Origin of the sequence: Kitasatospora sp. NPDC056731 (genome assembly GCF_040687675.1) — a bacterium.
Classification (GTDB): domain Bacteria; phylum Actinomycetota; class Actinomycetes; order Streptomycetales; family Streptomycetaceae; genus Kitasatospora.
Genome location: NZ_JBFBNR010000038.1, coordinates 45600 through 71795, shown reverse-complemented (window position 1 = coordinate 71795; position 26196 = coordinate 45600). Strand labels below are relative to the sequence as shown.

General features: G+C 71.9%; 19 protein-coding genes and 1 rRNA gene. 4 read left to right on the top strand and 16 right to left on the bottom strand.

What is annotated here, in order from left to right:
• The 10 genes from AB0R04_RS30045 to eccD all read right to left on the bottom strand — a co-directional run.
• A 16S ribosomal RNA gene (locus tag AB0R04_RS30045) occupies nt 1–92 on the bottom strand; the annotation flags it as partial.
• A gap of 483 nt (nt 93–575) precedes the next feature.
• Entirely contained in the window at nt 576–2261 is a 1686-nt protein-coding gene (locus AB0R04_RS30040) for a ribonuclease J (protein WP_363376716.1), read from the bottom strand.
• 171 nt (nt 2262–2432) lie between these two features.
• Nucleotides 2433–3332 carry a 4-hydroxy-tetrahydrodipicolinate synthase gene (gene dapA / locus AB0R04_RS30035; protein WP_363376714.1) on the bottom strand — a complete coding sequence of 300 codons (900 nt, stop codon included), beginning with the start codon at nt 3330–3332 and terminating at the stop codon, nt 2433–2435.
• Between the two features lie 228 nt (nt 3333–3560).
• A complete protein-coding gene (gene thyX / locus AB0R04_RS30030; RefSeq protein ID WP_063347603.1) occupies nt 3561–4292 on the bottom strand; it encodes an FAD-dependent thymidylate synthase in 732 nt (243 codons plus the stop codon).
• On the bottom strand, nt 4289–4747 hold the full coding sequence (locus tag AB0R04_RS30025; RefSeq protein WP_363376713.1) for a tetratricopeptide repeat protein: 459 nt from the start codon (nt 4745–4747) through the stop codon (nt 4289–4291). The genes thyX and AB0R04_RS30025 overlap by 4 nt, the downstream gene beginning before the upstream one ends.
• 7 nt (nt 4748–4754) lie before the next feature.
• Nucleotides 4755–5501, bottom strand: a complete 747-nt coding sequence (gene dapB, locus AB0R04_RS30020) for a 4-hydroxy-tetrahydrodipicolinate reductase (RefSeq protein WP_363376711.1) — start codon at nt 5499–5501, stop codon at nt 4755–4757.
• Between the two features lie 14 nt (nt 5502–5515).
• Nucleotides 5516–6868 carry a pitrilysin family protein gene (locus AB0R04_RS30015; RefSeq protein ID WP_363376709.1) on the bottom strand — a complete coding sequence of 451 codons (1353 nt, stop codon included), beginning with the start codon at nt 6866–6868 and terminating at the stop codon, nt 5516–5518.
• A 114-nt stretch (nt 6869–6982) separates the two neighbouring features.
• On the bottom strand, nt 6983–9190 hold the full coding sequence (locus AB0R04_RS30010; RefSeq protein WP_063347606.1) for a polyribonucleotide nucleotidyltransferase: 2208 nt from the start codon (nt 9188–9190) through the stop codon (nt 6983–6985).
• 456 nt (nt 9191–9646) lie between these two features.
• The gene (gene rpsO, locus AB0R04_RS30005; RefSeq protein WP_063347607.1) at nt 9647–9937 is read right to left on the bottom strand and encodes a 30S ribosomal protein S15; all 291 of its coding nucleotides are present in this window, start codon (nt 9935–9937) and stop codon (nt 9647–9649) included.
• A 201-nt stretch (nt 9938–10138) separates the two neighbouring features.
• The gene (eccD, locus tag AB0R04_RS30000) at nt 10139–11596 is read right to left on the bottom strand and encodes a type VII secretion integral membrane protein EccD (RefSeq protein ID WP_363376707.1); all 1458 of its coding nucleotides are present in this window, start codon (nt 11594–11596) and stop codon (nt 10139–10141) included.
• A 367-nt stretch (nt 11597–11963) separates the two neighbouring features.
• On the opposite strand from eccD, the gene eccCa reads away from it, so the two are divergent.
• The gene (eccCa, locus tag AB0R04_RS29995) at nt 11964–15908 is read left to right on the top strand and encodes a type VII secretion protein EccCa (protein WP_363376706.1); all 3945 of its coding nucleotides are present in this window, start codon (nt 11964–11966) and stop codon (nt 15906–15908) included.
• A gap of 481 nt (nt 15909–16389) precedes the next feature.
• A complete protein-coding gene (locus AB0R04_RS29990) occupies nt 16390–17802 on the top strand; it encodes an APC family permease (RefSeq protein ID WP_363376704.1) in 1413 nt (470 codons plus the stop codon).
• Nucleotides 17803–17872: 70 nt separating this feature from the next.
• On the opposite strand, the gene AB0R04_RS29985 is transcribed toward AB0R04_RS29990, so the two are convergent.
• The 6 genes from AB0R04_RS29985 to AB0R04_RS29960 all read right to left on the bottom strand — a co-directional run bounded on the left by AB0R04_RS29985 (nt 17873) and on the right by AB0R04_RS29960 (nt 23818).
• Nucleotides 17873–19150, bottom strand: a complete 1278-nt coding sequence (locus tag AB0R04_RS29985; protein ID WP_363376702.1) for a hypothetical protein — start codon at nt 19148–19150, stop codon at nt 17873–17875.
• 79 nt (nt 19151–19229) lie between these two features.
• Nucleotides 19230–19772 (bottom strand): SigE family RNA polymerase sigma factor, encoded by a 543-nt coding sequence (locus tag AB0R04_RS29980; protein WP_363376701.1) that lies wholly within the window; start codon nt 19770–19772, stop codon nt 19230–19232.
• Nucleotides 19773–19901: 129 nt separating this feature from the next.
• Nucleotides 19902–21134 carry a type VII secretion-associated serine protease mycosin gene (gene mycP / locus AB0R04_RS29975; RefSeq protein WP_244293356.1) on the bottom strand — a complete coding sequence of 411 codons (1233 nt, stop codon included), beginning with the start codon at nt 21132–21134 and terminating at the stop codon, nt 19902–19904.
• Between the two features lie 100 nt (nt 21135–21234).
• The gene (locus AB0R04_RS29970) at nt 21235–21531 is read right to left on the bottom strand and encodes a WXG100 family type VII secretion target (protein ID WP_063351107.1); all 297 of its coding nucleotides are present in this window, start codon (nt 21529–21531) and stop codon (nt 21235–21237) included.
• A gap of 102 nt (nt 21532–21633) precedes the next feature.
• Entirely contained in the window at nt 21634–21939 is a 306-nt protein-coding gene (locus AB0R04_RS29965) for a WXG100 family type VII secretion target (protein ID WP_063347614.1), read from the bottom strand.
• 181 nt (nt 21940–22120) lie between these two features.
• The gene (locus tag AB0R04_RS29960; RefSeq protein WP_363376699.1) at nt 22121–23818 is read right to left on the bottom strand and encodes a type VII secretion protein EccB; all 1698 of its coding nucleotides are present in this window, start codon (nt 23816–23818) and stop codon (nt 22121–22123) included.
• Between the two features lie 179 nt (nt 23819–23997).
• Here AB0R04_RS29960 and eccE point away from each other — a divergent pair, with 179 nt between their 5' ends.
• A complete protein-coding gene (eccE, locus tag AB0R04_RS29955; RefSeq protein WP_363376697.1) occupies nt 23998–25428 on the top strand; it encodes a type VII secretion protein EccE in 1431 nt (476 codons plus the stop codon).
• Nucleotides 25428–26195, top strand: a complete 768-nt coding sequence (locus AB0R04_RS29950; protein WP_063347616.1) for a hypothetical protein — start codon at nt 25428–25430, stop codon at nt 26193–26195. The genes eccE and AB0R04_RS29950 overlap by 1 nt, the downstream gene beginning before the upstream one ends.
• The last annotated feature ends 1 nt before the right edge of the window (nt 26196 follow it).

The window sequence follows — 26196 nt, the reverse complement described above, 5'->3', positions numbered from 1 at the left end:
CTGATCCACCCCGAAGGGCTTCACCGTTCGACTTGCATGTGTTAAGCACGCCGCCAGCGTTCGTCCTGAGCCAGGATCAAACTCTCCGTGAATGTTTACTCGGCCCCACATTGAAGGAGGCCGGTCGACACCCGCGTTGAGCGGCACGGCAACCACCGGAATAGGGTGATCCCGCGCACTGCGTCCTCGCTAGTGTTTTACTTCAAAAGGAATCTCCAACCCCAGAAGAATCTGAGGCCGGGGATGTCAACATATCTGGCGTTGACTTTTGGCACGCTGTTGAGTTCTCAAGGAACGGACACTTCCTTCGGACCGCCTTCCAGCGGGCCCTCCGGGCGCTTCGTTCTTTCGTGTTTCAAGCTTATCAGATGTTTTCCGCTCCGTTTTCCGGAGTTTCATTTACCTGAGTGGCTTTCGCCTTTCGGCGCTCCCGAACTCTATCAGAGTTTCTCGGGCCGTTTTCCGCGGTCATTCTCGAATTCGCATTCGAGAAACTTCCTGCGGGGCCGTCCCGTGGGGCAACCCGGAGAACATTACGCACCGGGCTGCCCCACGTCAAACCAGCCGCCGGAGGCTCAGACCTCGACGACGACCGGCAGGATCATCGGCCGGCGGCGGTAGTTGTCCGCCACCCACTTGCCGATGATCCGGCGGACCAGCTGCTGGACCTGGCGGGGCTCCAGCACGCCGTCGCTCGCCGAGCGGTCCAGGGCCTCCTGGAGCTTGGCGGCGACCGGCACGAACGCGTTGTCGTCGATGCCGGAGCCGCGGGCCTGGAAGGTCGGGCCGCCCACGATCTTGCCGTTGGCCGAGTCGACCGCGACGAAGACCGAGATGAAGCCCTCCTCGCCGAGGATCCTGCGGTCCTTGAGCGAGGCCTCGGTGATGTCGCCGACCGAGGCGCCGTCCACGTAGACGTACCCGGCCTGCACCTTGCCGACGATCCGGGCGACGCCCTTCTCCAGGTCGACGCAGACGCCGTCCTCGGCGATGACCACGCGGTTGCGCGGAATGCCGGTGGCGATGCCCAGGTCGGCGGCGGCCCGCAGGTGGCGCCACTCGCCGTGGACCGGCATCAGGTTGCGCGGCTTGCAGATGTTGAAGAAGTACAGCAGCTCGCCGGCCGAGGCGTGGCCGGAGACGTGCACCTTGGCGTTGCCCTTGTGCACGACCTTGGCGCCCCAGCGGGTGAGGCCGTTGATCACCCGGTAGACGGCGTTCTCGTTGCCCGGGATGAGCGACGAGGCCAGGACGACGGTGTCGCCCTCGACGATGCGGATCTGGTGGTCGCGGTTGGCCATCCGGGACAGCGCCGCCATCGGCTCGCCCTGGGAGCCGGTGCAGATCAGCACGACGTCCTTGTCCGGCAGGTCGTCGAGCTGCTTGACGTCGACGACCATGTTGCCGGGGACCTTCAGGTAGCCGAGGTCGCGGGCGATGCCCATGTTGCGGACCATCGAGCGGCCGACGAAGGCGACCTTGCGCTTGTACTCGTGCGCGGCGTCCAGGACCTGCTGGATGCGGTGCACGTGGCTGGCGAAGGAGGCGACGATGATGCGCTTGTCGGCGTTCGCGAAGACGTTTCGCAGCGCGGCCGAGATGTCCCGCTCGGGCGGGATGAAGCCGGGGACCTCGGCGTTGGTGGAGTCCACCAGCAGCAGGTCCATGCCCTCTTCGGCCAGCTTGGCGAAGGTCGGCAGGTCGGTCAGGCGGCCGTCGAGCGGCAGCTGGTCCATCTTGAAGTCGCCGGTGGCCACGACCATGCCCGCGGGGGTGCGGACGGCGACCGCCAGGGCGTCCGGGATGGAGTGGTTGACCGCGATGAACTCGCAGTCGAAGGGGCCGATGCGCTCGCGCTCGCCCTCCTTGACCTCCAGCACGTACGGCCGGATGCGGTGCTCGGCGAGCTTGGCCTCGATCAGGGCGAGGGTCAGCTTGGAGCCGATCAGCGGGATGTCCGGGTTCTCCCGCAGGAGGAACGGGACGGCGCCGATGTGGTCCTCGTGCCCGTGGGTGAGGACGATGCCGTCGATCTTGTCGAGGCGGTCCCGGATGTAGGTGAAGTCCGGGAGGATCAGGTCCACGCCGGGCTGCTCGTCCTCGGGGAAGAGGACGCCGCAGTCGACGATCAGGATGCGGCCCCCGTATTCGAAGACCGTCATGTTGCGGCCGATCTCGCCGAGACCGCCGAGCGGGGTGATGCGGAGGGCGCCCTCCTTCAGGGCCGGGGGTGCGCCGAGTTCGGGGTGCGGGTGGCTCAAAAGACTCTCCTCACGACGCACGCCATATGCCCGGGGTCCTCCCCCTGAAGACATATGGCGTGCGTACTCAGTGTCGTTTTTCCTACTGGGTCGGTGCTCTCGCGCCGTCGGTCCGGTCCAGCGGCGGACCCGTGAGGGTCCGGCGAGCCGGGGCGCGCACGTCTTCGTCTGTTACAGGTGTACCCCGCCGGCGGCGAGATCCTTCGTCAATCGTGCGATCTCCTCGGGAGTCGCGCCGACCAGCGGCAGCCGCAGCGGGCCGGCCGGCAGTCCCTGGAGCTCCAGCGCGGCCTTGGCGAGGATGACGCCCTGCGTGCGGAACATACCGCTGAACACCGGGAGCAGACCCTGGTGGATCGCCGTGGCCTTGGCCACATCGCCGGCCAGGTACGCCTCGATCATCGCACGCAGTTCGCCGGCCACGACGTGTCCGACGACGCTGACCACTCCGGCGGCTCCGACCGACAGCAGCGGCAGGTTGAGGATGTCGTCGCCTGAGTACCAGGCGAGGTCGGAGCGGGCAATGGCCCAGGCGGCGGCACCGAGGTCGCCCTTGGCGTCCTTGTTGGCGACGATCCGCGGGTGCTCGCCGAGGCGGACCAGCGTCTCGTGGCTCAGCGCGACGCTGCTGCGGCCCGGGATGTCGTAGAGCATGACCGGCAGCCCGGTGGTGTCCGCGATGTGCACGGTGTGCCGGTACAGGCCCTCTTGCGGGGGCTTGCTGTAGTACGGCGTGACGACCAGCAGGCCGTGGGCTCCGGCGGCCTCCGCCTGTCGCGCCAGCTCGGCACTGTGGTGGGTGTCGTTGGTGCCGACGCCGGCCACCACGTGGGCGCGATCCCCGACCGCCTCCACCACGGCGCGGACGAGCTGGGCCTTCTCGGCGTCACTGGTGGTCGGGGACTCACCGGTGGTGCCGTTGACGACGAGGCCGTCGTTGCCGGAGTCCACGAGGTGTGTGGCGAGGCGCTGGGCGCCGTCGAGGTCGAGTCCGCCGTCGGCGGTGAACGGGGTGACCATCGCGGTCAGGACCCGGCCGAACGGCGTCTGGGGGGTGGAGGTCGGAGCCATGCGTCCAAAGCTACTCGTAGGCGGTGGGGCGGTAACCACACCGGTCCAGTGTTCGGACAGGGGCATACCGTGCGAAGCGGCGGAAACAGGCGGTGACATGGGATTCCGGTGCTGCCCGCTCGGGGGTTCGGGCAGCACCGGAATCCGTGTTCATGAATGTAGGGAGCGGCTAGAAAAGCCGCAATCCAGACATGCGCGACACTCCGCCCATATGCCTATCGTCCCAGGTCAGGGAGCGACCCGGCCGTGCTTCTCGAAGGCCGCATGGGTGAGCGGCATGAGCCGCGCCCACTCCTGCTCCATCTGCTCGGCGACCATCTCGATCTCGCGCTGCGGGAAGGACGGCACCGCCGAGTGCTCCCGCTTGGTCCGCAGCGACAGGAAGTGCATCAGCGAACGGGAGTTGCAGGTCGCGTACATCGAGGAGAACAGGCCGACCGGCAGCACCGCGCGGGCCACCTCGCGGGCCACGCCGGCCGCCAGCATCTCCTGGTAGCGCGCGTAGGACTCGCGGTACGCGGCCTCCATCGCCTCGGTGGTGGTCCTGTGCTGCTCGGGGGTGCCGTCGACGAACTCGTAGCGGCCCGGGCGGCCCTGCTGGACGAGCTTGCGCTCCTCCGCCGGGACGTAGAAGACCGGCTGCAGCTCGCGGTAGCGGCCGGACTCCTCGTTGTAGGACCAGCCGCTGCGGTGCCGGTGGAACTCCCGGAACACGAAGATCGGCGCGCTGATGAAGAAGGTCATCGAGTTGTGCTCGAAGGGGGTGCCGTGCCGGTCCCGCATCAGGAAGTTGATCAGGCCCTTGGACTTCTCCGGGTCCTGCTGGACCGCCTCCAGGGACTGCTCCCCCGCGGTCGAGACGCGGGCCGCCCAGATGACGTCCGAGTCGGCGGCCGCGCTGCGGACCAGCTCGACCGTGACGTCGCTGCGGAAGCTGGGGGCCGTCGGTTCGTCGCTCACGCGTTACTCCTTGCGGGTTCGGTGCTGTGCAGCTTGATGGCGTGCTGCATGGTCTTGCGGGCGCGCGGGGTGTCGCCGGCGTCGGCGTACGCCACCGCGAGGCGGAACCAGACCCGCCAGTCGGCCGGCGCGGCCTCCGCCTCGACCTGGCGGCGGGCGAACACCGCGTCGGCCGAGGCCCGGTCGATCCGCCCGCCGGTGGTGCGCTGGAGCTCGTCCACCGGCAGGCCGCCCTCGGCCTCCAGCTCCCGGGCGAGCTGCTCGCTGGCCCGGCCGAACCGGACGGTCTGGCGCAGGAACCAGACGCCGATCACCGGGATGACGAAGGCGCACAGGCCGATGCCGATGCCGAGCGGCTTGCCGGTGGCGACCAGCTGGATGCCCTCCCCGACGCAGAGGAGGGCGACCAGCAGCAGCACGCCGGACAGGACGAAGAATCCGGTACGGGACGTCATGCCGGGCTCACAGGTCCAGGAAGTGTTCGAGGCCCAGGGTGAGCCCCGGCGTCTCCACGACCTTGCGCACACCGAGCAGGATGCCCGGCATGAAGCTGCTGTGGTGCAGCGAGTCGTGCCGGATGGTGAGCGTCTCACCGGTGTCGCCGAACATCACCTGCTGGTGGGCGAGCAGCCCGCGCAGCCGGACGGCGTGCACCGGCACCCCGTCCACGTCGGCGCCGCGCGCGCCGGGCAGGCCGTGCGTGGTCGGGTCCTGCTGCTGCGGGCGGCCGGCCTCGGCGCGGGCGGCCGCGATCAGCTGCGCGGTACGGGTGGCGGTGCCGCTGGGGGCGTCCGCCTTGCGGTCGTGGTGCAGCTCGACCACCTCGACCGACTCGAAGTACTTCGCCGCGGTCTGCGCGAACTTCATGCCGAGCACCGCGCCGATGGAGAAGTTCGGCGCGATCAGCAGGCCCAGCTCGGGGGCCTGGTCGAGCCAGCCGCGGACGGTGGCCAGCCGCTCGTCCGTCCAGCCGGTGGTCCCGGTGACCACGTGGATGCCGTGGTGCAGGCAGTAGTCGAGGTTGCCCATCACCGAGTCCGGGTGGGTGAGTTCGACGGCGACCTGGACGCCGGCCTCGGTCAGCTCCGCCGGCTCGGACCCGCGGCCCAGGGTGGCCACCAGTTCGAGGTCCGGCGCGGCCTCGACGGCCTTGACCGCCTCGGAGCCGATCCGGCCGTTGGCACCGATCACGGCGACACGCAGCGTCATAGCGAAATGTCCTCTCACACCAGCAGATCGGCGAGCTTGGCGGCCCGCTTGTCGTTGACCGGTCCGATCAGCGCCAGCGACGGCCGGTACGCGCCCAGCACATCACGGGCCACCGCGTGGACGTCGTCCAGGGTCACGGCCGCGATCCGCGCCAGCATCTCGTCCACCGACAGGTGGTGTCCGTAGCTCAGCTCGGCCTTGCCGATCCGGTTCATCAGCGAGCCGGTGTCCTCCATGCCCAGCACGGTGGAGCCGGAGATCTGGCCGATCGCGCGCCGCAGCTCCTCCTCGGTGATGCCCTCGGCGACCACCTTGGCCAGCTCCGCGCGGCAGATCCGCAGCACCTCCTCGACCCGCTTGGGCTGGCAGCCGGCGTAGATGCCGAACAGGCCGCTGTCCGCGTAGGACGAGGAGTACGAGTACACCGAGTACGCCAGGCCGCGCTTCTCCCGGACCTCCTGGAACAGCCGGGAGCTCATCCCGCCGCCGAGAGCCGCGTTGAGCACGCCCATCGCCCAGCGGCGCTCGTCGTGCCGCGGCACCCCGGGCACGCCCAGCACCAGGTGGGCCTGCTCGGTGGAGCGGTTGAGCACCTCGACCCGGCCGGCCGTGCGCAGCGCCTTGACGCCGCGGCGGGCCTCGGCGGGGGCCGCATCGGAGCGGGCCAGCACCGCCGCGAAGGCCTGCTCGACCTGCTTGACCACCGTGTGGTGGTCGAGGTTGCCGGCGGCCGAGACGACCAGGTTCTCAGGCCGGTAGCGGCGGCGGTAGAAGCCGGCGATCTGCTCCCGGGTGAGCACCTTGATGGTCTCCTGGGTGCCCAGGATGGGGCGGCCGAGCGGGCCGCTGCCGAAGATCACCCTGGCGAACAGGTCGTGCACCACGTCGCCCGGGTCGTCCTCGGCCATCGCCATCTCCTCGAGGATGACGCCGCGCTCGGCGTCGACGTCCTCGGAGCGGATCAGCGAGCCGGTGACCATGTCGCAGACCACGTCGATGGCCAGCGGCAGGTCGGTGTCCAGGACCCGGGCGTAGTAGCAGGTGTTCTCCTTCGCGGTGAAGGCGTTCATCTCACCGCCGACCGCGTCCAGGGCAGCCGAGATGTCCAGCGCGCTGCGCCGCGCGGTGCCCTTGAAGAGCAGGTGCTCCAGGTAGTGGGTGGCGCCGTTGAGCTGCGGGGTCTCGTCCCGCGAGCCGACGCCGACCCAGATGCCGAAGGTGGCGGAGCGCACCGTCGGCAGGGTCTCGGTGACGACCCGAAGGCCGCCGGGGAGGACGGTGCGGCGCACCGTGCCGGCGCCGTCCGCGCCCTTGAGCAGGGTCCGGGTGGAGCCGGGGCGCTGCTTCGCCGCCGGGGCCTGAGCCACGGGGGGTACCTCCAGAGGAAACACGCGTGGGAACGCTTGGACGAACGCGGGGGCAACAGGGTGCGGCCCGCACGCCGGGAGGCGTACGGGCCGCAAGGGTCAGCTAGCGGCGCTTCACTCGGAAGCGGTCTCGCCGGCTTCCTCGCCCTCGACGACGGGGATGAGGGAGAGCTTGCCGCGCGGGTCGATCTCGGCGATCTCGACCTGCACCTTGGCGCCGACACCGAGGACGTCCTCGACGTTCTCGACGCGCTTGCCGCCGGCCAGCTTGCGGATCTGCGAGATGTGCAGCAGGCCGTCCTTGCCCGGCATGAGCGAGACGAACGCGCCGAACGTCGTGGTCTTCACCACGGTGCCCAGGTAGCGCTCGCCGACCTCCGGCATGGTCGGGTTGGCGATCTGGTTGATCGTGGTGCGGGCGGCCTCGGCGGCCGGTCCGTCGGCGGCACCGATGTAGATGGTGCCGTCGTCCTCGATCGTGATCTCGGCGCCGGTGTCCTCCTGGATCTGGTTGATCATCTTGCCCTTGGGGCCGATGACCTCACCGATCTTGTCCACCGGGATCTTGATGGTGATGATCCGCGGGGCGTTCGGGGACATCTCGTCCGGCGTGTCGATGGCCTCGTTCATCACGTCGAGGATGTGCAGACGCGCGTCCTTGGCCTGCTTCAGCGCGGCGGCCAGCACCGACGCCGGGATGCCGTTGAGCTTGGTGTCCAGCTGCAGGGCGGTGATGAAGTTGCGGGTACCGGCGACCTTGAAGTCCATGTCGCCGTACGCGTCCTCGGCACCGAGGATGTCGGTCAGCGCGACGTAGTGGGTCTCACCGTCGATCTCCTGGGAGATCAGGCCCATGGCGATACCGGCGACGGCGGCCTTCAGCGGCACACCGGCGTTCAGCAGCGACATGGTGGAGGCGCAGACCGAGCCCATCGAGGTGGAGCCGTTGGAGCTCAGCGCCTCGGAGACCTGGCGGATCGCGTACGGGAAGTCCTCACGCGAGGGCAGCACGGGGATGATCGCCCGCTCCGCCAGCGCGCCGTGGCCGATCTCGCGGCGCTTGGGCGCACCCACGCGGCCGGTCTCGCCGACCGAGTACGGCGGGAAGTTGTAGTTGTGCATGTAGCGGCGACGCGTCTCCGGGGAGAGCGTGTCCAGCTGCTGCTCCATGCGCAGCATGTTGAGGGTGGTGACGCCCAGGATCTGGGTCTCGCCACGCTCGAACAGGGCCGAGCCGTGCACGCGCGGGATGGCCTCGACCTCGGCGGCCAGGGTGCGGATGTCGGTGACACCGCGGCCGTCGATGCGGACCTTGTCCTTGATGACGCGCTCGCGGACGACCTTCTTGGTCAGCGCGTTGTAGGCGGCGCTGATCTCCTTCTCGCGGCCCTCGAACTCGGGGAGCAGCTTCTCGGCGGCCAGCGCCTTGACGCGGTCCAGCTCGTTGTTGCGCTCCTGCTTGCCCGGGATGGTGAGGGCCTGGGCGAGCTCGTCCTTGACGGCGGCGGTCAGCGCGGCGAGGACGTCGTCCTGGTAGTCCAGGAAGACCGGGAACACGCCGGTCGGCTTGGCGGCCTGGGCGGCGAGCTGCGACTGGGCGGCGCACAGCACCTTGATGAACGGCTTGGCGGCGTCCAGACCGGCGGCGACGACGTCCTCGGTCGGCGCCTCGGCGCCGCCCTCGACCAGCTTGATGGTCTTGTCGGTGGCCTCGGCCTCGACCATCATGATCGCGACGTCGCCGTCCGGCAGGACGCGACCGGCGACGACCATGTCGAAGACGGCCGACTCCAGCTCGCTGTGGGTCGGGAAGGCCACCCACTGGCCGTTGATCAGCGCGACGCGGACGCCGCCGATCGGGCCGGAGAACGGCAGGCCCGCCAGCTGGGTGGACGCGGAGGCGGCGTTGATGGCCACCACGTCGTACAGGTGGTCGGGGTTGAGCGCCATGACGGTGCAGACGACCTGGACCTCGTTGCGCAGGCCCTTGACGAAGGACGGGCGCAGCGGGCGGTCGATCAGGCGGCAGGTGAGGATCGCGTCCTCGGAGGGCCGGCCCTCACGACGGAAGAACGAGCCGGGGATGCGGCCCGCGGCGTACATGCGCTCCTCGACGTCCACGGTCAGCGGGAAGAAGTCGAAGTGCTCCTTCGGCTGCTTGGACGCGCTGGTGGCCGACAGCACCATGGTGTCGTCGTCCAGGTAGGCCACGGCGGAGCCGGCGGCCTGACGGGCCAGACGGCCGGTCTCGAAGCGGATGGTACGGGTGCCGAAGGAACCGTTGTCGATCACGGCCTCGGCGTAGAACACGTTCTCTTCCACCTGGAAGATCTCCTCTTTCGTACGTCTCCGGGAGAGCGTCCCCGCGCTGCCTGCCGGCTGGCCCTGGCCCTCCTGGCAAGGAGGACGGCAGTCGGGCCGGTCTTCGATCGAAGCCTCCGGGGTGCTCCGCTCGGTCTGCGGGGCTTCCGGGGGCCACTACCGAGGACCGGCGCCTCACGGCTGCCGGGCCGGGACGGGCGGTCCGCGTCTGGACGCTCTCTCGGATGCGGGCGGCTTCCGTTTGAAGCCTTCGGCCCGCGGGGGGTTCGGGTTCGTCTGCCCGGGTGGCGCGCTGGTGCGCCATCACCGGGCATGCCCACAACCCTACGGTGCAATCCTCGGCCACCTGGGGAGGTACGCGCGAGTTGTTATGTCCGGGCGCCGCGGCTCGGGGTGTCCGCGGCATACGCGCGAGGGGCGGCTCCCCGGTGTGGGGAGCCGCCCCGAGCGGCGGTCTTAGCGGGCGCCACCGGCGGCACCGCGGCGGATGCCCAGGCGGTCGACGAGCGTACGGAAGCGCTCGATGTCCTTCTTGGCCAGGTACTGCAGCAGGCGGCGGCGCTGGCCGACCAGGATCAGCAGGCCACGACGCGAGTGGTGGTCGTGCTTGTGGGTCTTGAGGTGCTCGGTCAGGTCCGCGATGCGACGGGAGAGCATGGCCACCTGGACCTCGGGGGAACCGGTGTCGCCCTCCTTCTGGCCGAACTCGGCGAAGATCTGCTTCTTGACGTCAGAGGCGAGAGCCACTGCAACTCCTTCAGGGTGTACCGAGCCGTCCTGGTCGACAACACAGGACTGATGAGGACTCGGTGTCGTGACGGAGCGCGGCCGGCGGCCTGCGACCCACCGGAGGCGGACACACGGCTGCGCTCGAAGGCCAAGGGTACCAGTGCCGCCCACCCGGCCGGTCGGCGGGCCGGACGGGGCAGGCGGCGCGGGCCGGGCCGGTCAGCTGGTGGCGCCGCGGACCAGCCGGTAGACGTCCAGGACGGCGAGCGCCAGCGGGACGAGGGAGATCAGGGTCAGGCTGTCGACCAGGTCCAGGATGCGCCCCCAGAACGGGGAGACGCCGAGCCGGGGCACCACCAGCGCGATCGCGGCGAGCAGCGCCGCGCCGAACGCGATGGAGGCGGCCAGCCAGACGGTGCGCAGGTCGACCTCGGTGGAGCTGGCGGCGCGCAGGATGAACTGCGGGGTGTGCAGGGACAGGCCGATGATCAGCAGGGCCAGGCCGAGCAGCCCGGCGATGGTGAGGCTGAAGACCTGCGCGGTGTAGCGGAACAGCCGGGCGCGCAGCATCGTGGCCAGGCCCAGGGCGAGCGCGAGCAGCTCGGGGAACGTCCGGTCGGTGAAGCCGAGGACGGCGCAGGAGCCGACCACGACCGCGGCGCAGCCGCCGACCAGGCCGACCAGGACCTCGTGGCCGCGGCGGGCCTGGTGGGCGATCCGCTCGTACTGGACGGCCTCGGCGCGCTCGGCCTCCTCGTCGTAGTCGCGGCTGCGGGTGCGGGTCTGGCCCGGGGCGCTGAAGCCGACGGGCAGCCGGGCGAAGCGGGCGGAGAGGCCGGGCAGGAAGCCGACGGCCGCGACGGCGGTGATGCCGGTGACGGCGGCGATGTGCCCGGCGGGGGTGTCCGGCAGCAGGACGGCGGCGAAGGTGGCGAGCGCCCCGGCGGCCGCGACCAGGGCGGCGGCGACGAACACCGCGTCCCTCTCGGGGAGCAGTCCGACCAGCAGCACGGCGACCACCAGGGCGGCGACGCAGCCGGCCAGGAACTGGAGCCGGCCGGGGCCGTCCCACGGGTGGGCGACGGCGAGGACGCCGCTGCCGCCGATCATGGCGTGCGGCAGGGCGCCGAGGCCGAGCGCGAGCGCGGCGTGGGCGTCCTGGTAGACCCGGGCGCGGACGCCGGCCAGCGCGGTGAGGACGACGGCGGTGACGCCGGCCAGGACGCCGGGCAGGCCGTGCATGTCGTGGCGCAGGTCGGCGAACCAGAGCGCGAAGCCGAGCAGGACGAGCAGCAGTGCGGCGCCGATCAGGCCGAAGGCCCGCATGAGTTCGGCGCTCCAGAGCCGGCGGTCGGTCTCGACGGCGCTGGCGATCGCGTCGGCGACGTCGTCGTAGACGGCCGGCGGGAGGGACTCGGCGAAGGGGCGCAGCGCGAGCAGGTCGCCGTCGCGGACCTGCTGGGCGGCGAGCGGCAGGCCGCTGTCGAGGACGGTGCCGTCGCGGCGCACCAGGTGGAAGCCGGTGGGAGCGCCGTCGGGCCGGCTCTGGTTGGCCAGGCGCAGCACCTCGGGGTAGACGTCCGCGAGCGGGACGTCCTCGGGCAGGGCGACGTCGATCCGGCGGTCCGGGGCGACGACGGTGACCCGGCAGTAGCCGGTCGCGGCGGCGTTGCTCATCGCCGCACCTCGGTCCTTCGACGCACTGGGCGCTCCCCCTTGTTGACGGTGCCGCGGCACGGCGGCGCTCGGTGTGGCAGTGGAACCGGCCCGACCGGGCCGCGAGTTGGCGCGGCGTTACCCTACCCGCTCGGTTCGTGCCCGGCCCCGGTGCGGGCCGGGCCCTGGGCGGGGGGTGCGGACGCGGGCCTGGCGGGCGGTGCGGGGGCGACCGTTAGGATCGGCCCCTGCGCGCGGTACGGGGGGCGGCGCCGTGTGGTGCGTCCTCGCCCTGGTGAAACCCGTACGAGCCGTACGAGCCGTACGAGTCCAGTTGCGTGAGGGCTGATGCCGAAGTGATCGATCGACGCCGCGGGGTGGATGACACATGGGTGTGATCACGGTCAAGCGCCCGGGCAGGGCCTATCCGCCGGCGGTGCCGGACGAGCCGGTGGAGCTGGTGACCCCGCCCGAACTGCCTCGGCAGGGCGGCGAGGACTGGCTGATGAGCATCCTTCCGATGCTCGGCATGGGCGGCTCGGCGGTGTTCTTCTTCGCGCCGGGCGCGGCGGCCCCGATGAAGATCATGGGCGGTCTGATGGTCGCCTCGACGGTCGGCATGGTGCTGGCGCAGATCATGCGGGCCCGCAGGGGCGGTTCGACCGCGATGGCGGACGAGCGGCGCGACTACCTCAAGTACCTGCAGCAGATGCGCCGCCAGGTGCGCCGCACGGCGGAGCGCCAGCGCGGCGCTCTGCTGTTCCTGAACCCGGCGCCGGACCAGCTGTGGTCGATCGTGGCGGACGGCCGGCGGCTGTGGGAGCGCCGCACCGGGGACGGCGACTTCGCGCAGATCCGGGTGGGCCTGGGCCCGGTGCAGCTGTCGACGCCGCTGGTGGCGCCGCAGACCGCGCCGATGGACGAGCTGGAGCCGCTGTCGGCGGCCGCGATGCACTCCTTCCTGAAGGCCCACGGCACCTTGCAGGACCTGCCGCTGGCGGTGTCGCTGCGCGCCTTCTACCACGTCACGGTGTGCGGGGACGCGGACTCGGTGTACGGCAACGTGCGCGCGATGATCGCCCAGCTGACCACCCTGCACTCGCCGGACGACCTGCTGGTCGCGGTGGCCGCGGCGCCGGGCGCGGCGGAGGAGTGGGAGTGGACCAAGTGGCTCCCGCACAACCAGCACCGCAAGGAGGCCGACGGCGCGGGCTCGCGCCGGCTGATCGCCACCGACCTGGGCGAGCTGGAGTTCCTGTTGCAGGACGAGCTGGCCGGCCGCCAGCGGTTCGTGCGGGACGCGGCGCCCGCGCCGGACCAGCCGCACCTGGTGGTGGTGATGGACGGCGCCGGGGTGCCGCCGAACTCGCTGCTGGCGAGCCCCGAGGGCGTGCAGGGGGTGACCGTCATCGAGGTGGTGCCGGGCGACCTGGACGAGCCGAGCGGGCACCTGATGGTGACGGTGAGCCCGCAGCAGCTGGTGCTGCGCTCGGCCTCCGGGGCGACGTACACCGGCACGCCGGACCTGCTCTCGGTGTGGCAGTCCGAGGCGCTGGCACGGCAGTTGGCGCCGTACCGGCTCTCGGCCGGCGGGGACGACGAGCCGCTGCTGTCGAACCTGGACTTCACCGACCTGATGAACTCGGGCGACCCGGGCTCCTTCGACGTGACGCGCAGCTGGCGCCCGCGCGCCCAGCACGAGCGGATGCGAGTGCCGATCGGGGTCGGCGCGAACGGCGAGCACGTCTACCTGGACATCAAGGAGGCCGCGCTGGAGGGCATGGGCCCGCACGGCCTGTGCGTGGGCGCGACCGGCTCCGGCAAGTCGGAGCTGCTGCGCACCCTGGTGCTGGCGCTGGCGATGACGCACTCCTCGGAGATCCTGAACTTCGTCCTCGCCGACTTCAAGGGCGGCGCGACCTTCTCCGGCATGGCGGACATGCCGCACACCTCCGCGGTGATCACGAACCTGGAGGGCGAACTCACCCTGGTCGACCGCATGCGCGACGCGATCGAGGGTGAACTGCACCGCCGCCAGGAGCTGCTGCGCTCGGCGGGCAACTACGCCAACATCCACGAGTACGAGCGGGCCCGGGCGGCCGGCGCGGCGCTGGACCCGCTGCCCTCGCTGGTGCTGATCATCGACGAGTTCTCCGAACTGCTCACCGCCAAGCCGGACTTCATCGAGATGTTCATCCAGATCGGCCGGATCGGCCGGTCGCTGGGGGTGCACCTGCTGCTGGCCTCGCAGCGCCTGGAGGAGGGCAAGCTGCGCGGCCTGGACACCTACCTCTCCTACCGGATCGGTCTGCGCACCTTCTCGGCGGCCGAGTCGCGGGCGGCGATCGGGGTGCCGGACGCCTACCACCTGCCGCCGGTGCCGGGCGTCGGGTACCTCAAGTTCGGCGAGGACGTGATGGACCGGTTCAAGGCCGCGTACGTCTCGGGGCCCTACCGGGCGCCGGGGCAGCAGCGGTCGACCGGCGGGCGGCGGGTGAACGCCCGCCCGGTGCTGTTCACCGCGGCCCGGGTGGAGCCGCCGGAGCCGGCGGTGGAGGAGGAGGCGCCGCTCGCCCCGGAGCAGGACGACGCGCTGGTCGACACCGTGCTGGACGTGTTCGTGCAGCGGATGACGGGCCAGGGCCCGGCCGCGCACCAGGTGTGGCTGCCGCCGCTGGAGGAGGCGCCGAGCATGGACCACCTGCTGCCGCCGCTCCAGGTGGTGCCGGAGCGCGGGCTGACCGCGCCCGGCTTCCCAGCGGGCCGGCTGCGGGTGCCGATCGGCATCGTGGACAAGCCGCGCGAGCAGAAGACCGACGTCCTGGAGGTCGACTACGCGGGGGCGGCCGGCCACGGCCTGGTCGTGGGCGGCCCGCGCTCGGGCAAGTCGACGGTGGTGCGCACCACGGTGGCCTCGTTCGCGCTCACCCACACCCCGCGGGAGGTGCAGTTCTACCTGCTGGACTTCGGCGCGGGCAGCTTCCAGTCACTGGCCGGGCTGCCGCACGTCGGCGGGGTGGCCGGGCGCCTGGACGTCGACAAGGTGCGCCGGATGGTCTCCGAGGTGCACGGGGTGCTGAACCGGCGCGAGGAGCTGTTCCGGGCCGCCGGGATCGACACCATCGGCACCTACCGGGCCCGCCGGGCGGCCGGGCAGCTGCCGGACGAGGCGTTCGGCGACGTGTTCCTGGTGATCGACGGCTGGAACACCTTCAAGCAGGAGTTCGAGGTGCTGGAGGCGGTGATCGGCGACATCGCCCAGCGCGGCCTCGGCTACGGCGTCCACCTGGTCATCACCGCGGCCCGGTACGCCGAGGTGCGCCCGGCGCTGAAGGACCTGCTGCAGAACCGGACCGAGCTGAAGCTCGGCGACCCGATGGAGTCCGAGGTGGACCGCCGGGTGGCGCAGAACGTCCCGTCGCTGGCCGGGCGCGGCATCACCCCGGAGCGGCTGCACTTCCTGTCCGGCCTGCCGCGGCTGGACGGCTCCTGCGCGGTGGACGACCTCCAACACGGGGTGGCCGGCCTGGTCGCCGCCGTCGACGGGGCCTGGAGCGGCCCGCGCGCGCCGCAGGTGCGGATGCTGCCGGCCGTCCTGGACGGGAACTCGCTGCCGAAGGGCTCCGAGCGCCCGGAGCGCGGGATCGCCTTCGGCGTGGACGAGGCCGAGCTGGCACCGGCCTTCGTGAACTTCGAGACCGACCCGCTGTTCATCGTCTTCGGCGACACCGAGTCGGGGAAGTCGGCGCTGCTGCGGATGCTGATCAAGCAGATCACCGAGCGGTACACCCCGGACCAGGCGGGCATCGTGGTCGGCGACTACCGGCGCGCGCTGCTGGGCACCGTGCCGCCGGAGTACCTGGTGGAGTACGCGGCCGCGCAGCCGGCCATGGCGGCCATCGTGGACATGCTGCGCGGGGCCTGCGCGCGCCGCCTGCCCGGCCCGGACGTCACCGCCGAGCAGCTGCGCAACCGCAGCTGGTACAGCGGCAAGGACATGTTCGTGGTCGTGGACGACTACGAGCTGGTCGCGACGAGCTCGGGCAACCCGCTGGCGCCGCTGGCGGAGTTCCTGCCGTTCGCCCGGGACATCGGCCTGCGGGTGATCGTGGCCCGCAGCGCGGGCGGCGCCGGCCGCTCGCTGTACGAGCCGGTGCTGCAGCGGATGCGCGAGCTGGGCGGGCAGGGCGTGATCCTCTCCGGCAACCGGGACGAGGGCGCGCTGCTGGGGACGGTCAAGCCGATGCCGCTGCCGCCGGGGCGCGGGGTGTACGTGTCGCGCCGGGCGACCGGTGGGCAGATGGTCCAGACGGGCTGGCTGCCGCTGGTGTGAGGGCGCCGGCGCACCGCGCCGGCGGCTACGGACAGTGATCGAGGGGTCGGGCTCACGGGAGCCCGGCCCCTTTCGCGTCCCAGGTGTCGAAACGTTACCTAGATCTTTCCGGGGCGGGGCTGCGGTTCCCGCACCCCGCCCGGGGGTTGCGGCCGCACAAAGGGGCGCCTGGGCGTATCGCCGTCCGACTCCACGGACACCTTTGAAAGGCGGCTTGCAACACTCTGTTTACCTTGGATTCAGTTGCAATGTGGCAGAGGTAACAAGTCGGGCAAAGCTCACAATGACCGTACGTGATCATCGGATCGCATGTCCATACCCTTCCGCGCAACGGATTCCGAAGCATTTCGGCCATTGACGCAATCAATACGCCCAGGTTCCATTGCGACCCAGGAGCGACCCCACCAGAACCCGAGCAGACAGCCAGCGGAGGCGATACCGCTCCCACCCACAGGACCGCACAGAGCCGATCGGAAGCCACATGACCGACACGCTTCGCCCGCCACGCGCCGCGACCCCCGCGACGGCCGACACCGCCGCCGCCGCAGCGCCCCAGCAACTCAAGCGCTCGATCGGCGTGGTGGGCGGCACCCTGCTCACACTGTCCTGCGTCACCCCGGCCTCCACGCTCTTCGTGATCGTCCCGGAGCTGTTCTCCAGCATCGGCAGCGCCACCGCCCTGGCCATCGCCATCGGCACCGTGCTGTGCGTCGCCGTCGCGTTCTGTTACTCCGAGCTCGGCACCCTGATCCCCAGCGCCGGCGGCGAGTACGCGATGGTCGGCACCCTCGCCGGGCGGCTGGCCGGCTGGCTGGTCTTCGTGCTCTCGCTGATCGTGGTGATGATCGTCCCCTCGGTCATCGCCCTCGGCACCGCCGACTACCTCGCCCCCGTGCTGCACCTCGACAAGGCCATGACCGGCGCCGCCGTGATGCTCGCCGCCACCCTGGCCGGCCTGCTCGACCTGCGCGCCAACGCCTGGATCACCGGCGTCTTCCTGGTCCTGGAGGTCATCGCGGCCGGCGTCGTCTCGGTGCTCGGGTTCTCCCACGCCAACGCCGACGCCCCCAGCCTGCTGCACGGCGTGGTCACCGGGGACGGCGGCGCCACCACCACGGTGAGCATCGGCGCCATCGTCGGCGCGCTCGGCATCGCCCTGTTCATCACCCAGGGCTTCTCCACCGCCGTCTACCTCTCCGAGGAGCTGGAGAACCCCCGCCGCAACGTCTCGCGCACCGTGCTGTGGACGCTCGGCATCTCCTCCGCCGTCATCCTGGTCCCGGTCGTCGCCATCACCATGGGCGCCCCCGACCTGCAGACCCTGAGCTCCGGCGACATCTCCGGCATGGTCACCGCCTGGAGCAACTCCGCGGTCGGCACCTTCATCAGCCTCTGCGTCGCGCTGGCGATCATCAACGCCGGCATCGTCATGGTCATCCAGAACTCCCGGGTCCTGTTCGCCTCCGCCCGCGACAAGGCCTGGCCCGAGCCGGTCAACAAGGCCTTCGGCACCCTCGGCCGGTTCGGCTCCCCGTGGGTCGCCACCCTGGCCGTCGGCCTGCCCGGCGCCGCGCTCTGCTTCGTCAAGGGCGCGCTGCTCAGCAACATCACCGGCGTCGCCGTCACCGGGATGTACCTGCTGGTCGCGATCGCCGCACTGCTCTCCCGCCGCGCCCACCACAAGCACGCCGCCGCCTGGCGGATGCCGCTGTGGCCGGCCGTCCCGGTGGTGCTGATCGCCGTCCTCGTCTACGTGATGACCCAGCTGGACGCCGAACCCCTGCTGTGGACCGGCGGCATCACCGCCGCCGCCACCCTCTACTGGCTGTTCTACCTGCGCCCCCGCCAGGACACCCGCTGGGTGATCAGCCTCCCCGAGGACCAGCAGCCCTGACCCCCACCCCTCCCCCACACGGCAGTGCCCCGGGCTCCCCCTAGCCCGGGGCACTGCCATGTCCGGACCGCTACTTCCTCAGCTTCCACACCGGCGCGGTGGCGATCGCCTTCAGCTGGTCGGTGCTCAGCGCCGGGGTGCTGCGGGTCGCCGGGGTCTGCTGGGTGCCGCTGTTGAACGCGCTGATCACCACCCGCAGGCCGTCCGCGTGCAGGGTGTCGACGGTCCACATGCCCGGGTTGGAACCCCGCTTGCCGACCACCACCCTGGTGCCGTCCGGCTGCACCTGGGCACTGCCGAACAACTCCTCCTTGGTCTTGTCGTCACGGGACCAGTCCTGCACGTTGATCTCCACCAGGGACTTGCCCTTGCCGTCGTTGACCACGAAGTTCGCGTAGCCCGGCTGGCCCCCGGTCTCCGTCTCGGTCAGCCCGGACGGCAGCAGCTTGGCGACGATCGCCAGGATCTCGTCCTCGCCGTACTCCTTGCCGTTGTCCCGCGGCTTGACCGGCACCGGGTCCGGGATCGAGGCGATGACCCGGTCCCAGGACTTGTCCGTGACGATCGCCTTGAGCTGCTCGGGGGTCAGCGGGGGCTTCGGGCGGCTGTCCGGCGAGCCCTTCTCCGCCGGGGAGTTCCACTCGGACAGCTCGACCTGGCGGCCGTCCTTGCCGATCAGCTTGGCGTTCCACCACTTGGTGGTGGCCCGCTTGTCCGGGTACTCGTAGCCCTGGAGGACGGTCAGCGTGCCGCCGTCCGGCAGGGTGGTGGCACTGCAGGCGTCGTACTGGACGAGCTTCTTGTCCGGGCAGTCGTTCTCCACCCGGTTCGGGTCGCCGTCCGCCAGGCGGCCGAGCGAGATGCCCATCGCGGACTTGCCCTTGCCGTCGTCGAAGACCAGCGAGGCGGTCGCGGCGGTGCCGCCGCCGTACGGCCGGCCCGGCTCGGCCCCCGTGCCGGTGCCGGTGCCGCCGGTGGTCTCGCCCTTGGGGAGCAGGGCCTGGAACATCGCCAGCACCTCGTCGCCGGAGACCGCCGGCGGCGCCGAGGCGGAGGCGGACGCCGAGGAGGCCGGGGCCGCCGAGCCGCTGCCGCCGGCGGTACTCGGGGCGGCCGCGGGCACCGTACTCGGGCGCGGCGAGGAGCCGGTGAGGTACACCGCACCTGTGCCCACCAGGGCCAGCGCGGCCGCGCCGCCCACCACCGCGGCGGTCGAACGGCGGCGCCAGCGGCGGCGGCCGCGCCGGTACCCGCCCGCGAGCAGGTCGGACGGCTCGGTGCGGAAGCCCTCACCCGTACGGGTGAGGGCGTAGAGAAGATCGTCCTCGAACTTGTCCGGTTCGGACATGGGTGGTCACCGTCTCCTTGCATCACGAAATTGCGTCACGGGGAGCGTCACGGGTTGCGTCACGGACTACGAGCAGTGGTCAGCGGGCGGCGAGCTCGGCCAGCGAGTCGCCGAGCAGGGTGCGCAGCCGGGCCAGCGCCCGGGTGGTACGGGTGCGGACCGCCCCCGGGGAGGAGCGCAGCATCTCGGCGGTCTCCGCGACGCTGCGGTCCTCCCAGTAGCGCAGCACCAGGACGGCGCGGTCCTTGGGCGGCATCCGGCCGAGGGCGTCGAGCAGGGTCATCCGCAGCGCGCCGTCCGCCTCCCGCGCCTCCGACTCGGGCACGGCCGCGATGGGGCGCTCGGTGCTGGAGCGGCGGCGCTGCTGGGCGAGGAAGGTGCGCACCATCACCGTGTGGGTGTAGGCGGCCGGGTTGTCGATCCGGTCCCGGCCGCCGGTCCAGGCGCTGCGCCGCCAGAGCACGTACATCCGGCTGAGGGCCTCCTGGACGAGGTCCTCGGCGTAGTGGGTGTCGCCGCTGGTCAGCAGGCAGGCCGAGCGGTACAGGTGGCCGGTGCGGCCGGACACCAGTTCCAGGAACTCGGCGTCCTCGGCCTCCCGGCCCGCCCCGATCCACCCCATGCCTGCCGCCCCCCGTGTCCGCGCTCCCTGACACTTCTTGGATGCGGCGAGCGACCCACGACGTTACAGCCGTTCCGGAGGATTCTCCTACGCACTCCCCGGGCACCGGGCAGGTGCTGCGTACCCGGATCAGTCCGCGGACCTGCGGCGCAGGTCGCGCAGGACGACGCCGCCGCCGATGAGCAGCGCGACCAGCAGCGCCCCGATGCCGAGGACGTACGTCGCGGTGCGGCCGTCGCGGTCGGCCTGGGTCTCGCCGAGGCCGACCGGCCGGGGCACGATCGGGGCGGCGGCCAGTTGGACGGGGGCGTCCGGGGTGGCGGTGAACGGCGCGCTCTCAGGGGCCTTGGTGACGGCCCTGACCGGGTCGACCACGCCCCAGCCGATGAACTGGTTCGGATCGCGCTGGGTGCGCTGGGCGGTCTGCTCGATCCAGGCCCGCACCTGGGCCGGCTTCCAGTTCGGGTGGGCGCCGACCAGCAGCGCGACGAGCCCGGACACGTACGGGGCGGAGAAGCTGGTGCCGTTGTCGACGCACTGGCCGCCCCGGGGGACGGTGGAGAGCATGTCGACGCCGGGTGCGGCGACCTTCACGAAGGAGCCGTACTGGGAGAACGGGGCGCGCTCGTTGTTGCGGTCGGAGGCGCCGACGGCGAGCACGGTCGGGAACGCGCCGGGGTAGGTGTCGCCCTCCTTGCCGTCGTTGCCGGTGGAGGCGACCACCACGACGCCGCTGTCCTCGGCGGCCTGGACGGCGGCCTTCAGCTCCTGGTACCCGCCGAAGCCGGCGGCGCCGGCGCCGCGGACGTCCTGGGAGATGTTGATGACCTTGGCCTTGGCCCTGACCGCCTCGTTGACGGCCTGGACCAGGGTGGAGACGTCGCCGTTGCCGTCGCTGTCGTTCTGGCGGATCGACAGGATGGCGGCGTCGGGGGCGAGCCCGACGAAGCCCGTCCGGTCGTAGCGGCGGGCGGCGATGATGCCGGCCACCTTGGTGCCGTGGCCGACCGGGTCCTCCTTGGAGCTGCCCGGGACCTTCTCCTTGGTCTCCCGGTTGACCACCAGGTTGGAGCCCTCCAGGACCTTGCCGGCCAGCTGCGGGTTCTGGTCGTCCACGCCGGTGTCGATGACCGCGACGGTCACCCCCGCGCCGGTGGTCCGACCGCCCTGCCACAGCTCGTCCAGCAGCAGGCGCTGCAGCGACCACGGCACGGTCGGCACGTCGGGCGCGTTCTTCGGGCAGTCGCCCGCGGCGGCCAGCCCGGGTCCGCTGTCCGCGCGCGCCGGGGCGGCGAGCGGGCCGCCCAGCACGGCGAGCGCGGCCAGTGCCGCGGCCGCCTTCCGGTACCCGCGTCCGGACACCCTGCCACCCCTCATGTCGTCCACCCGTGCCGCGCGCCGAAGGGCGGGTGCCCGGAGTCCGAGCACCCGCCCCCTCACGTTCCCGCTGGGGAACGCGTGGTCAGTTGTTCCCCCACAGCTTGGCGTTGTTGTTCTCGGTCGTCTTGTAGCTCTGCGCGGCGCTGTCCAGCGAGGAGGCGATCTGCGTGCAGACCTTCTGCAGGTCGGCGGCGCGCGCGTCCCACTGGGTCTGGTGGGCCTGGTAGCCCTGCTGGGCCGCGCCCTGCCAGCTGGACGCGATGCGGTTGACGTCGCCCTTGAGGTCGTTCAGCAGGTGGTCGATGCGACCGGCCGAGGCGCGCACTTCCTCGGCCGCGTGGTGGACGGTCTCGAAGTTGACGAGGATGTGGTCGGACACGATGTCTCCCTTGACGAGGATGCGGAGCACCCCGCGCTCAGCCGCGGGCGCCCCACCGAGCGGAAGGTCGGAACAGAACGGTGATCAGCGCGGTGCGGCTGATCAGCCCTGGGCGTTGGAGAACAGCGCCTTCTGCTCTTCCTCGGTGCTCGCGTAGTGCTTGGTGGTCAGCTCGATCGCGTGCTGGATCGCGGTCAGCGACTCCTTCAGCTTCGCGATGTCGGTGTTGACCTGGTCCTGCAAGGCCTTGTAGGCGCTCGCCGCCTGGCCCTGCCAGCCGCCGGTGATGCCATCGACCGTGCTGATGAGCTTCTGCCGCTCAGCCTCGATCTTCCCGATCGCGTCCTCGATCCGCTTGGCGAAAGCCAGCATCTCCTGAGCGGTCATCGTGAACTGACCCTGAGCCATGCTCCACCATCCCCCATGAGACAGACATTGCGTGTACGGAGGGCAGCGCGGCCCGACCGTCCCATCACCCTAGTGATGTCCAGGAGCACTGTAGTCGGCACACGCAGCTCGCCCAACACCGAACTCGGCGCAGTTACCAGACCATGACACGGAGGCCAAGTCCGTTGCCTGGCTTGGCCGATCAGGCGTTCTGCGGCTGGGCGGCGCTCTTCGCCGTCAGCGGCGGGCCGGCCGGGACGAGGTCCGACCACTCGTGCGGCACCGGGAGCGGCTGGAGCTCCTTGTAGCCCAACCGGGCCTGGTTGGCGCCCGATTCGTCCTGCGGCGGCTGCTGGTCCGGCGCGGTGGCGCCCGGCTGCGGGGTGGGCGTCTTCGGGGCACCGCCCTGGCCGGGCTGCCCGCTCTGGCCCGGCTGCGGGGTAGCCGGAGTGGTGGCGCCGCGGCCGCCGTCGCCGTTGGCCGGCACCGAGTAGCGCAGACCGGTCTCGGTGATCAGGAAGTCGGTGCCGGAGCCGCCCGCCGCGTTGTCCAGCGCGCGGTAGAAGAGGCCGTGCCCAGGCGTCACGTACGCGGCGCCCGCGCCGTTGTTGTACGGCGCCGGGTAGGACGTCCCGGCCCAGACGCTGCGCCGGGGCGTGCGGCCGTCCTCGGCGACGCCGTCGAAGGTGCTGCACACGACCAGGCGCGCGTCCTGCCGGTCCTGCCAGTTGTTGGTCGGCGCACCGGACTTCAGCGGCCAGTCGTCCCCGGTGCTCGGCAGCCGGACGTCGTTGCCCAGCTTGGCGTGGTCGGCCGGGGTCATCTCGTCGCTGCGCGGCCGCTTGTCGCCGTCGTACTTGTAGAGGTCCTGGTAGTCCGGGTTCTGCCGGATCAGCTCCGCCTGGAACGGCGTCACCAGGTAGAGCCGGTCCTTGCCGACCACGTAGTGGCGGTCCTGGTAGTGCACCAGCCGGCCGATCCGGCGGTCGGCCTGGTTGCCCAGCTCCACCGAGGAGTTGGGGCTCGGGCTGTCCGCCACCCCGTCGACCTTCGGGAAGGTGATCGGGCTGCCGGTCACCAGGGTGTCCAGCCACTCGCGCTTGACGCGCTGCGGCACCGCGTTGGGCCCGAAGACTGCGGTGATCAGCGACTTGCGCTCCTTGTCGTCCGCCTGCGGCGAGCCGATGCCGTGCTTGCGGCCCTGCGCGTCGACCAGGAACACCTTCGCGTCACCCGGCCTGGCCGCGGGCTGGCCCGGCGCCGGCTGCGCGGAGACCTGCTGCTCGTCCGCCTGCTGCACCAGCAGCAGCTGGTCCTGGCCGAGCATCCGGTCCTTGGCCGCCAGCGCCGCCGCGTCCGGGCCGGCCGCCACGAACACCGCCTGGTTGACGGTCTCCTGCTTGTCGTCCGAGCCCGGGCGGTCGCAGACCGACCACTTCATCGGCTTGTCCGCGTTGTCCCTCGTCGGCAGCTTGTCCGGCGCGTACGGGATGCCGATCGTCGGGCCGTGGTTGGGGTAGCTGTCGAGCACCCCGTCGTCGACCACCACCACCTTGGCCTCGGCCGGCAGCACCAGCCGCGCCGAGGACATGTTGAGCACCTGGTGCAGCCGCCTGGTCCGGCCGTCCGGGTCGGTCAGCACCACGTACCGGGTGGTCGACTTCTTGCCCTGGACGACGTTCTTGCCGTCGTCCCAGTGCAGCGGCGCGCTCGGCTTGAACACCCCCCACAACCCGAACCCGGCGACGATCACCGCCCCGGCCAGCACGCTCGGCAGCACCGCCTTCACCGGGCGCGGCGCGTCCTCGTCGCTGCCACCGCCACCGGGCAGCAGGAACGCCCCCACCGTGCGCTTGCGGGCGAAGGTGTACGCGTTCAGCTCGTCCCGGCGCGATGCCATCCTCGTCGTCCCCCTCGTCAGACATTGTCGGACCGCCCTGCACCGCCCCCCGCACCCGCCGGGCGGGAACCCGCACGAACCCTCTACGATGCGGCAGCAGACGGTGAGTACGGTACGGGTACGGTCCGCGCACCGGCCAGCCGGGCCGCGGCAACTGATCAGAGAGGGTCACCCGGGGGATGCCAAGCCAGACCGCTCCAGGACGCCGCGGACCGGCAACGGGCGGGAGGTCGCGCCGCTCCGGCCGGGCGCAGCGCGGCGGCCCCGCGTCCGGGACCGCGCCCGGGCAGCCGCTGCCGCCCGCCGGCGAGAGCAGTGGCCGTGACGAAGGCGGTCGCGGGCCCGTCCTGCTCCGGATCAACCCCCGGCCCGGGCTGCTCGGCGGCCGGCTGAGGCTCCAACAGCTCGTCCTGGTCGAGGTCGCGGCCGCGCTGGTCGCAGTGGGCTGGACGATCAGCCGACCGGTCACCGCCGGCTTCGGCGCGGTCGCGCTGGTCCTGGTGGTGCTCGCCGTGATCCCGCTGCGCGGCCGGACCATCCCCGAACTGCTACGGGTGCGCGCCGCCCTCAAGTCCCGCCGCCGGCAGGCCCGCAGCACGCTGCCGCCGGCCGGCACCGACCCGGCGCTGGCCCCCGCCCTGGAACTCGAACCGGCACTGCGCACCTGCACCCACGCCACCGAGGCCGACCTGGGCGGCCGCCCCGTCCGCCGGGAGACCGGCATGGTCGGCGACGGCACCTTCCTCAGCTCGGTGCTGCTCGTCCAGGCCAAGGACCAGCCGCTGCGCCCGGTGCGCACCGCGCTGCCGCTGCCCCTGGACGTGATCTGCTCGGCGCTCCAGGTCGACGACATCACCCTGGAGTCGGTGCAACTCGTCCAGCACACCCAGCCGGCCCCGGCCCCGCACCTGCCCGAGCAGTCGCTGGCCGCCCGCGCCTACCGGGAACTGCCGGACGGCACCGCCACCCCCGGGCTGCGGCTGACCTGGGTGGCGCTCAAGCTCGACCCGGAGCGCGCCGCGGCCGCCGTCCGGGCCCGCGGCGGCGGCGAGGAGGGCGCCCGCAAGGCACTGCAACGGGTCACCGACCAGCTGGCCGGGCGGCTCAACAGCGCCGGGTTCAACGCGACCGTGCTGGACGAGCGCGAGCTGATCGCCGCGCTGGCCATCTCCACCTGCGCCAACCCGCTCGCGGTGGCCGGGCGCCAGGGCACCGGCAGCGGCGGCGGCACCACCCGCCGCACCCAGGAGGGCAGCCGGTTCTGGCGGATCGACGACCGCTGGCACAGCACCTACTGGATCTCCCGCTGGCCGCAGCTCAGCCGCCCCGGCGGCTCGCCCGGCCGGATCGCCGCACCCGACCTGGTCAACCTGGTCACCGGCTCCCCCGCGCTGGCCAGCACCTTCAGCCTGACCGCCGGGCGCGGCACCGGCGGCTCGGTGACCGTCAGCGGGCACCTGCGGGTGACCGGGCGCAGCGAGAGCGAGGTGACGCAGGTCGGCCGCCAGGTGGAGGCCCGGGCGCAGGGCGCCGGACTCGGCCTGGTCCGGCTCGACCTGGAGCAGGCCCCCGGGGTGCTCGCCACCCTGCCGCTGGGAGGAGCGTCCTGATGGCGTACCAGACCTATCCGGCCCCCGGCCCGCAGCACGGCGCCGAACAGCCCCGGGCGCGGTCCCGGATCCTGCCCGGCTTCGGGCTGCGCGGCCCGCGCCGGGAGAAGCACGTGCTGGACGCCGCGGACCTCGGGGCGCTGGCCTTCCCGGTCGGCGACGACGGCGTGGTGATCGGCGCCGACCCGCAGGGGCTGCCCGCGGTGCTCGGCCTGTTCCGGCCCAGCGCGTACGACCTGGTGCTGGTCGGCGGCGTGTGGACGGCGCAGGTCATCGCGCTGCGGGCGGCCGCGATCGGCGCCCGGGTCGCGGTGGAGACCGCGCGCGGGCAGCTGTGGGGCCCGCTGGCGCAGGCCGCGGGCGGCGGGCAGCCGTGCGTGACGGTCCACCAGGTCGGCCGACTCGGCCCGCAGGGCGCCTCGGTGGCCTCGCCGGTCCTGGTGGTGCGCGACCTCGGCGCCCGCCCGCCGCGCAGCCGGCTCTCCGCCGCGCCCTGGCAGACCACCCTGACCCTGCTGCCGTACCTCGGCCCGCACGCGGCCCGGGTACTCAACGCGGCCGACCTGGTGGGTGTACAGCGGGTCTCCCCGCAGGAGGCGGAGCTGACCGGCCGGGTGCTGTCGCTCCCGCCGGAGGACGTCGCCGCGCTGCCCACCCTCGGCGACGACCTCACACTGTGGGCCACCCGGATGCGGCGCCAGTACGTGCGGGCCGTGGCCGGGCAGGCCGAGCAGCAGGTTCTCGGCGGTCCGCGCCGGATGGACTGAG

Coding starts and splice junctions, on each gene's coding strand:
- AB0R04_RS29965 (WP_063347614.1), bottom strand. CDS start 21,939: ATGGCTCAGGGTCAGTTCACGATGACCGCTCAGGAGATGCTGGCTTTC.
- AB0R04_RS29980 (WP_363376701.1), bottom strand. CDS start 19,772: ATGGGGTGGATCGGGGCGGGCCGGGAGGCCGAGGACGCCGAGTTCCTG.
- eccD (WP_363376707.1), bottom strand. CDS start 11,596: ATGAGCAACGCCGCCGCGACCGGCTACTGCCGGGTCACCGTCGTCGCC.
- eccCa (WP_363376706.1), top strand. CDS start 11,964: ATGGGTGTGATCACGGTCAAGCGCCCGGGCAGGGCCTATCCGCCGGCG.
- eccE (WP_363376697.1), top strand. CDS start 23,998: ATGCCAAGCCAGACCGCTCCAGGACGCCGCGGACCGGCAACGGGCGGG.
- AB0R04_RS30025 (WP_363376713.1), bottom strand. CDS start 4,747: ATGACGTCCCGTACCGGATTCTTCGTCCTGTCCGGCGTGCTGCTGCTG.
- AB0R04_RS29950 (WP_063347616.1), top strand. CDS start 25,428: ATGGCGTACCAGACCTATCCGGCCCCCGGCCCGCAGCACGGCGCCGAA.
- dapB (WP_363376711.1), bottom strand. CDS start 5,501: ATGACGCTGCGTGTCGCCGTGATCGGTGCCAACGGCCGGATCGGCTCC.
- AB0R04_RS29985 (WP_363376702.1), bottom strand. CDS start 19,150: ATGTCCGAACCGGACAAGTTCGAGGACGATCTTCTCTACGCCCTCACC.
- dapA (WP_363376714.1), bottom strand. CDS start 3,332: ATGGCTCCGACCTCCACCCCCCAGACGCCGTTCGGCCGGGTCCTGACC.
- AB0R04_RS29990 (WP_363376704.1), top strand. CDS start 16,390: ATGACCGACACGCTTCGCCCGCCACGCGCCGCGACCCCCGCGACGGCC.
- AB0R04_RS29960 (WP_363376699.1), bottom strand. CDS start 23,818: ATGGCATCGCGCCGGGACGAGCTGAACGCGTACACCTTCGCCCGCAAG.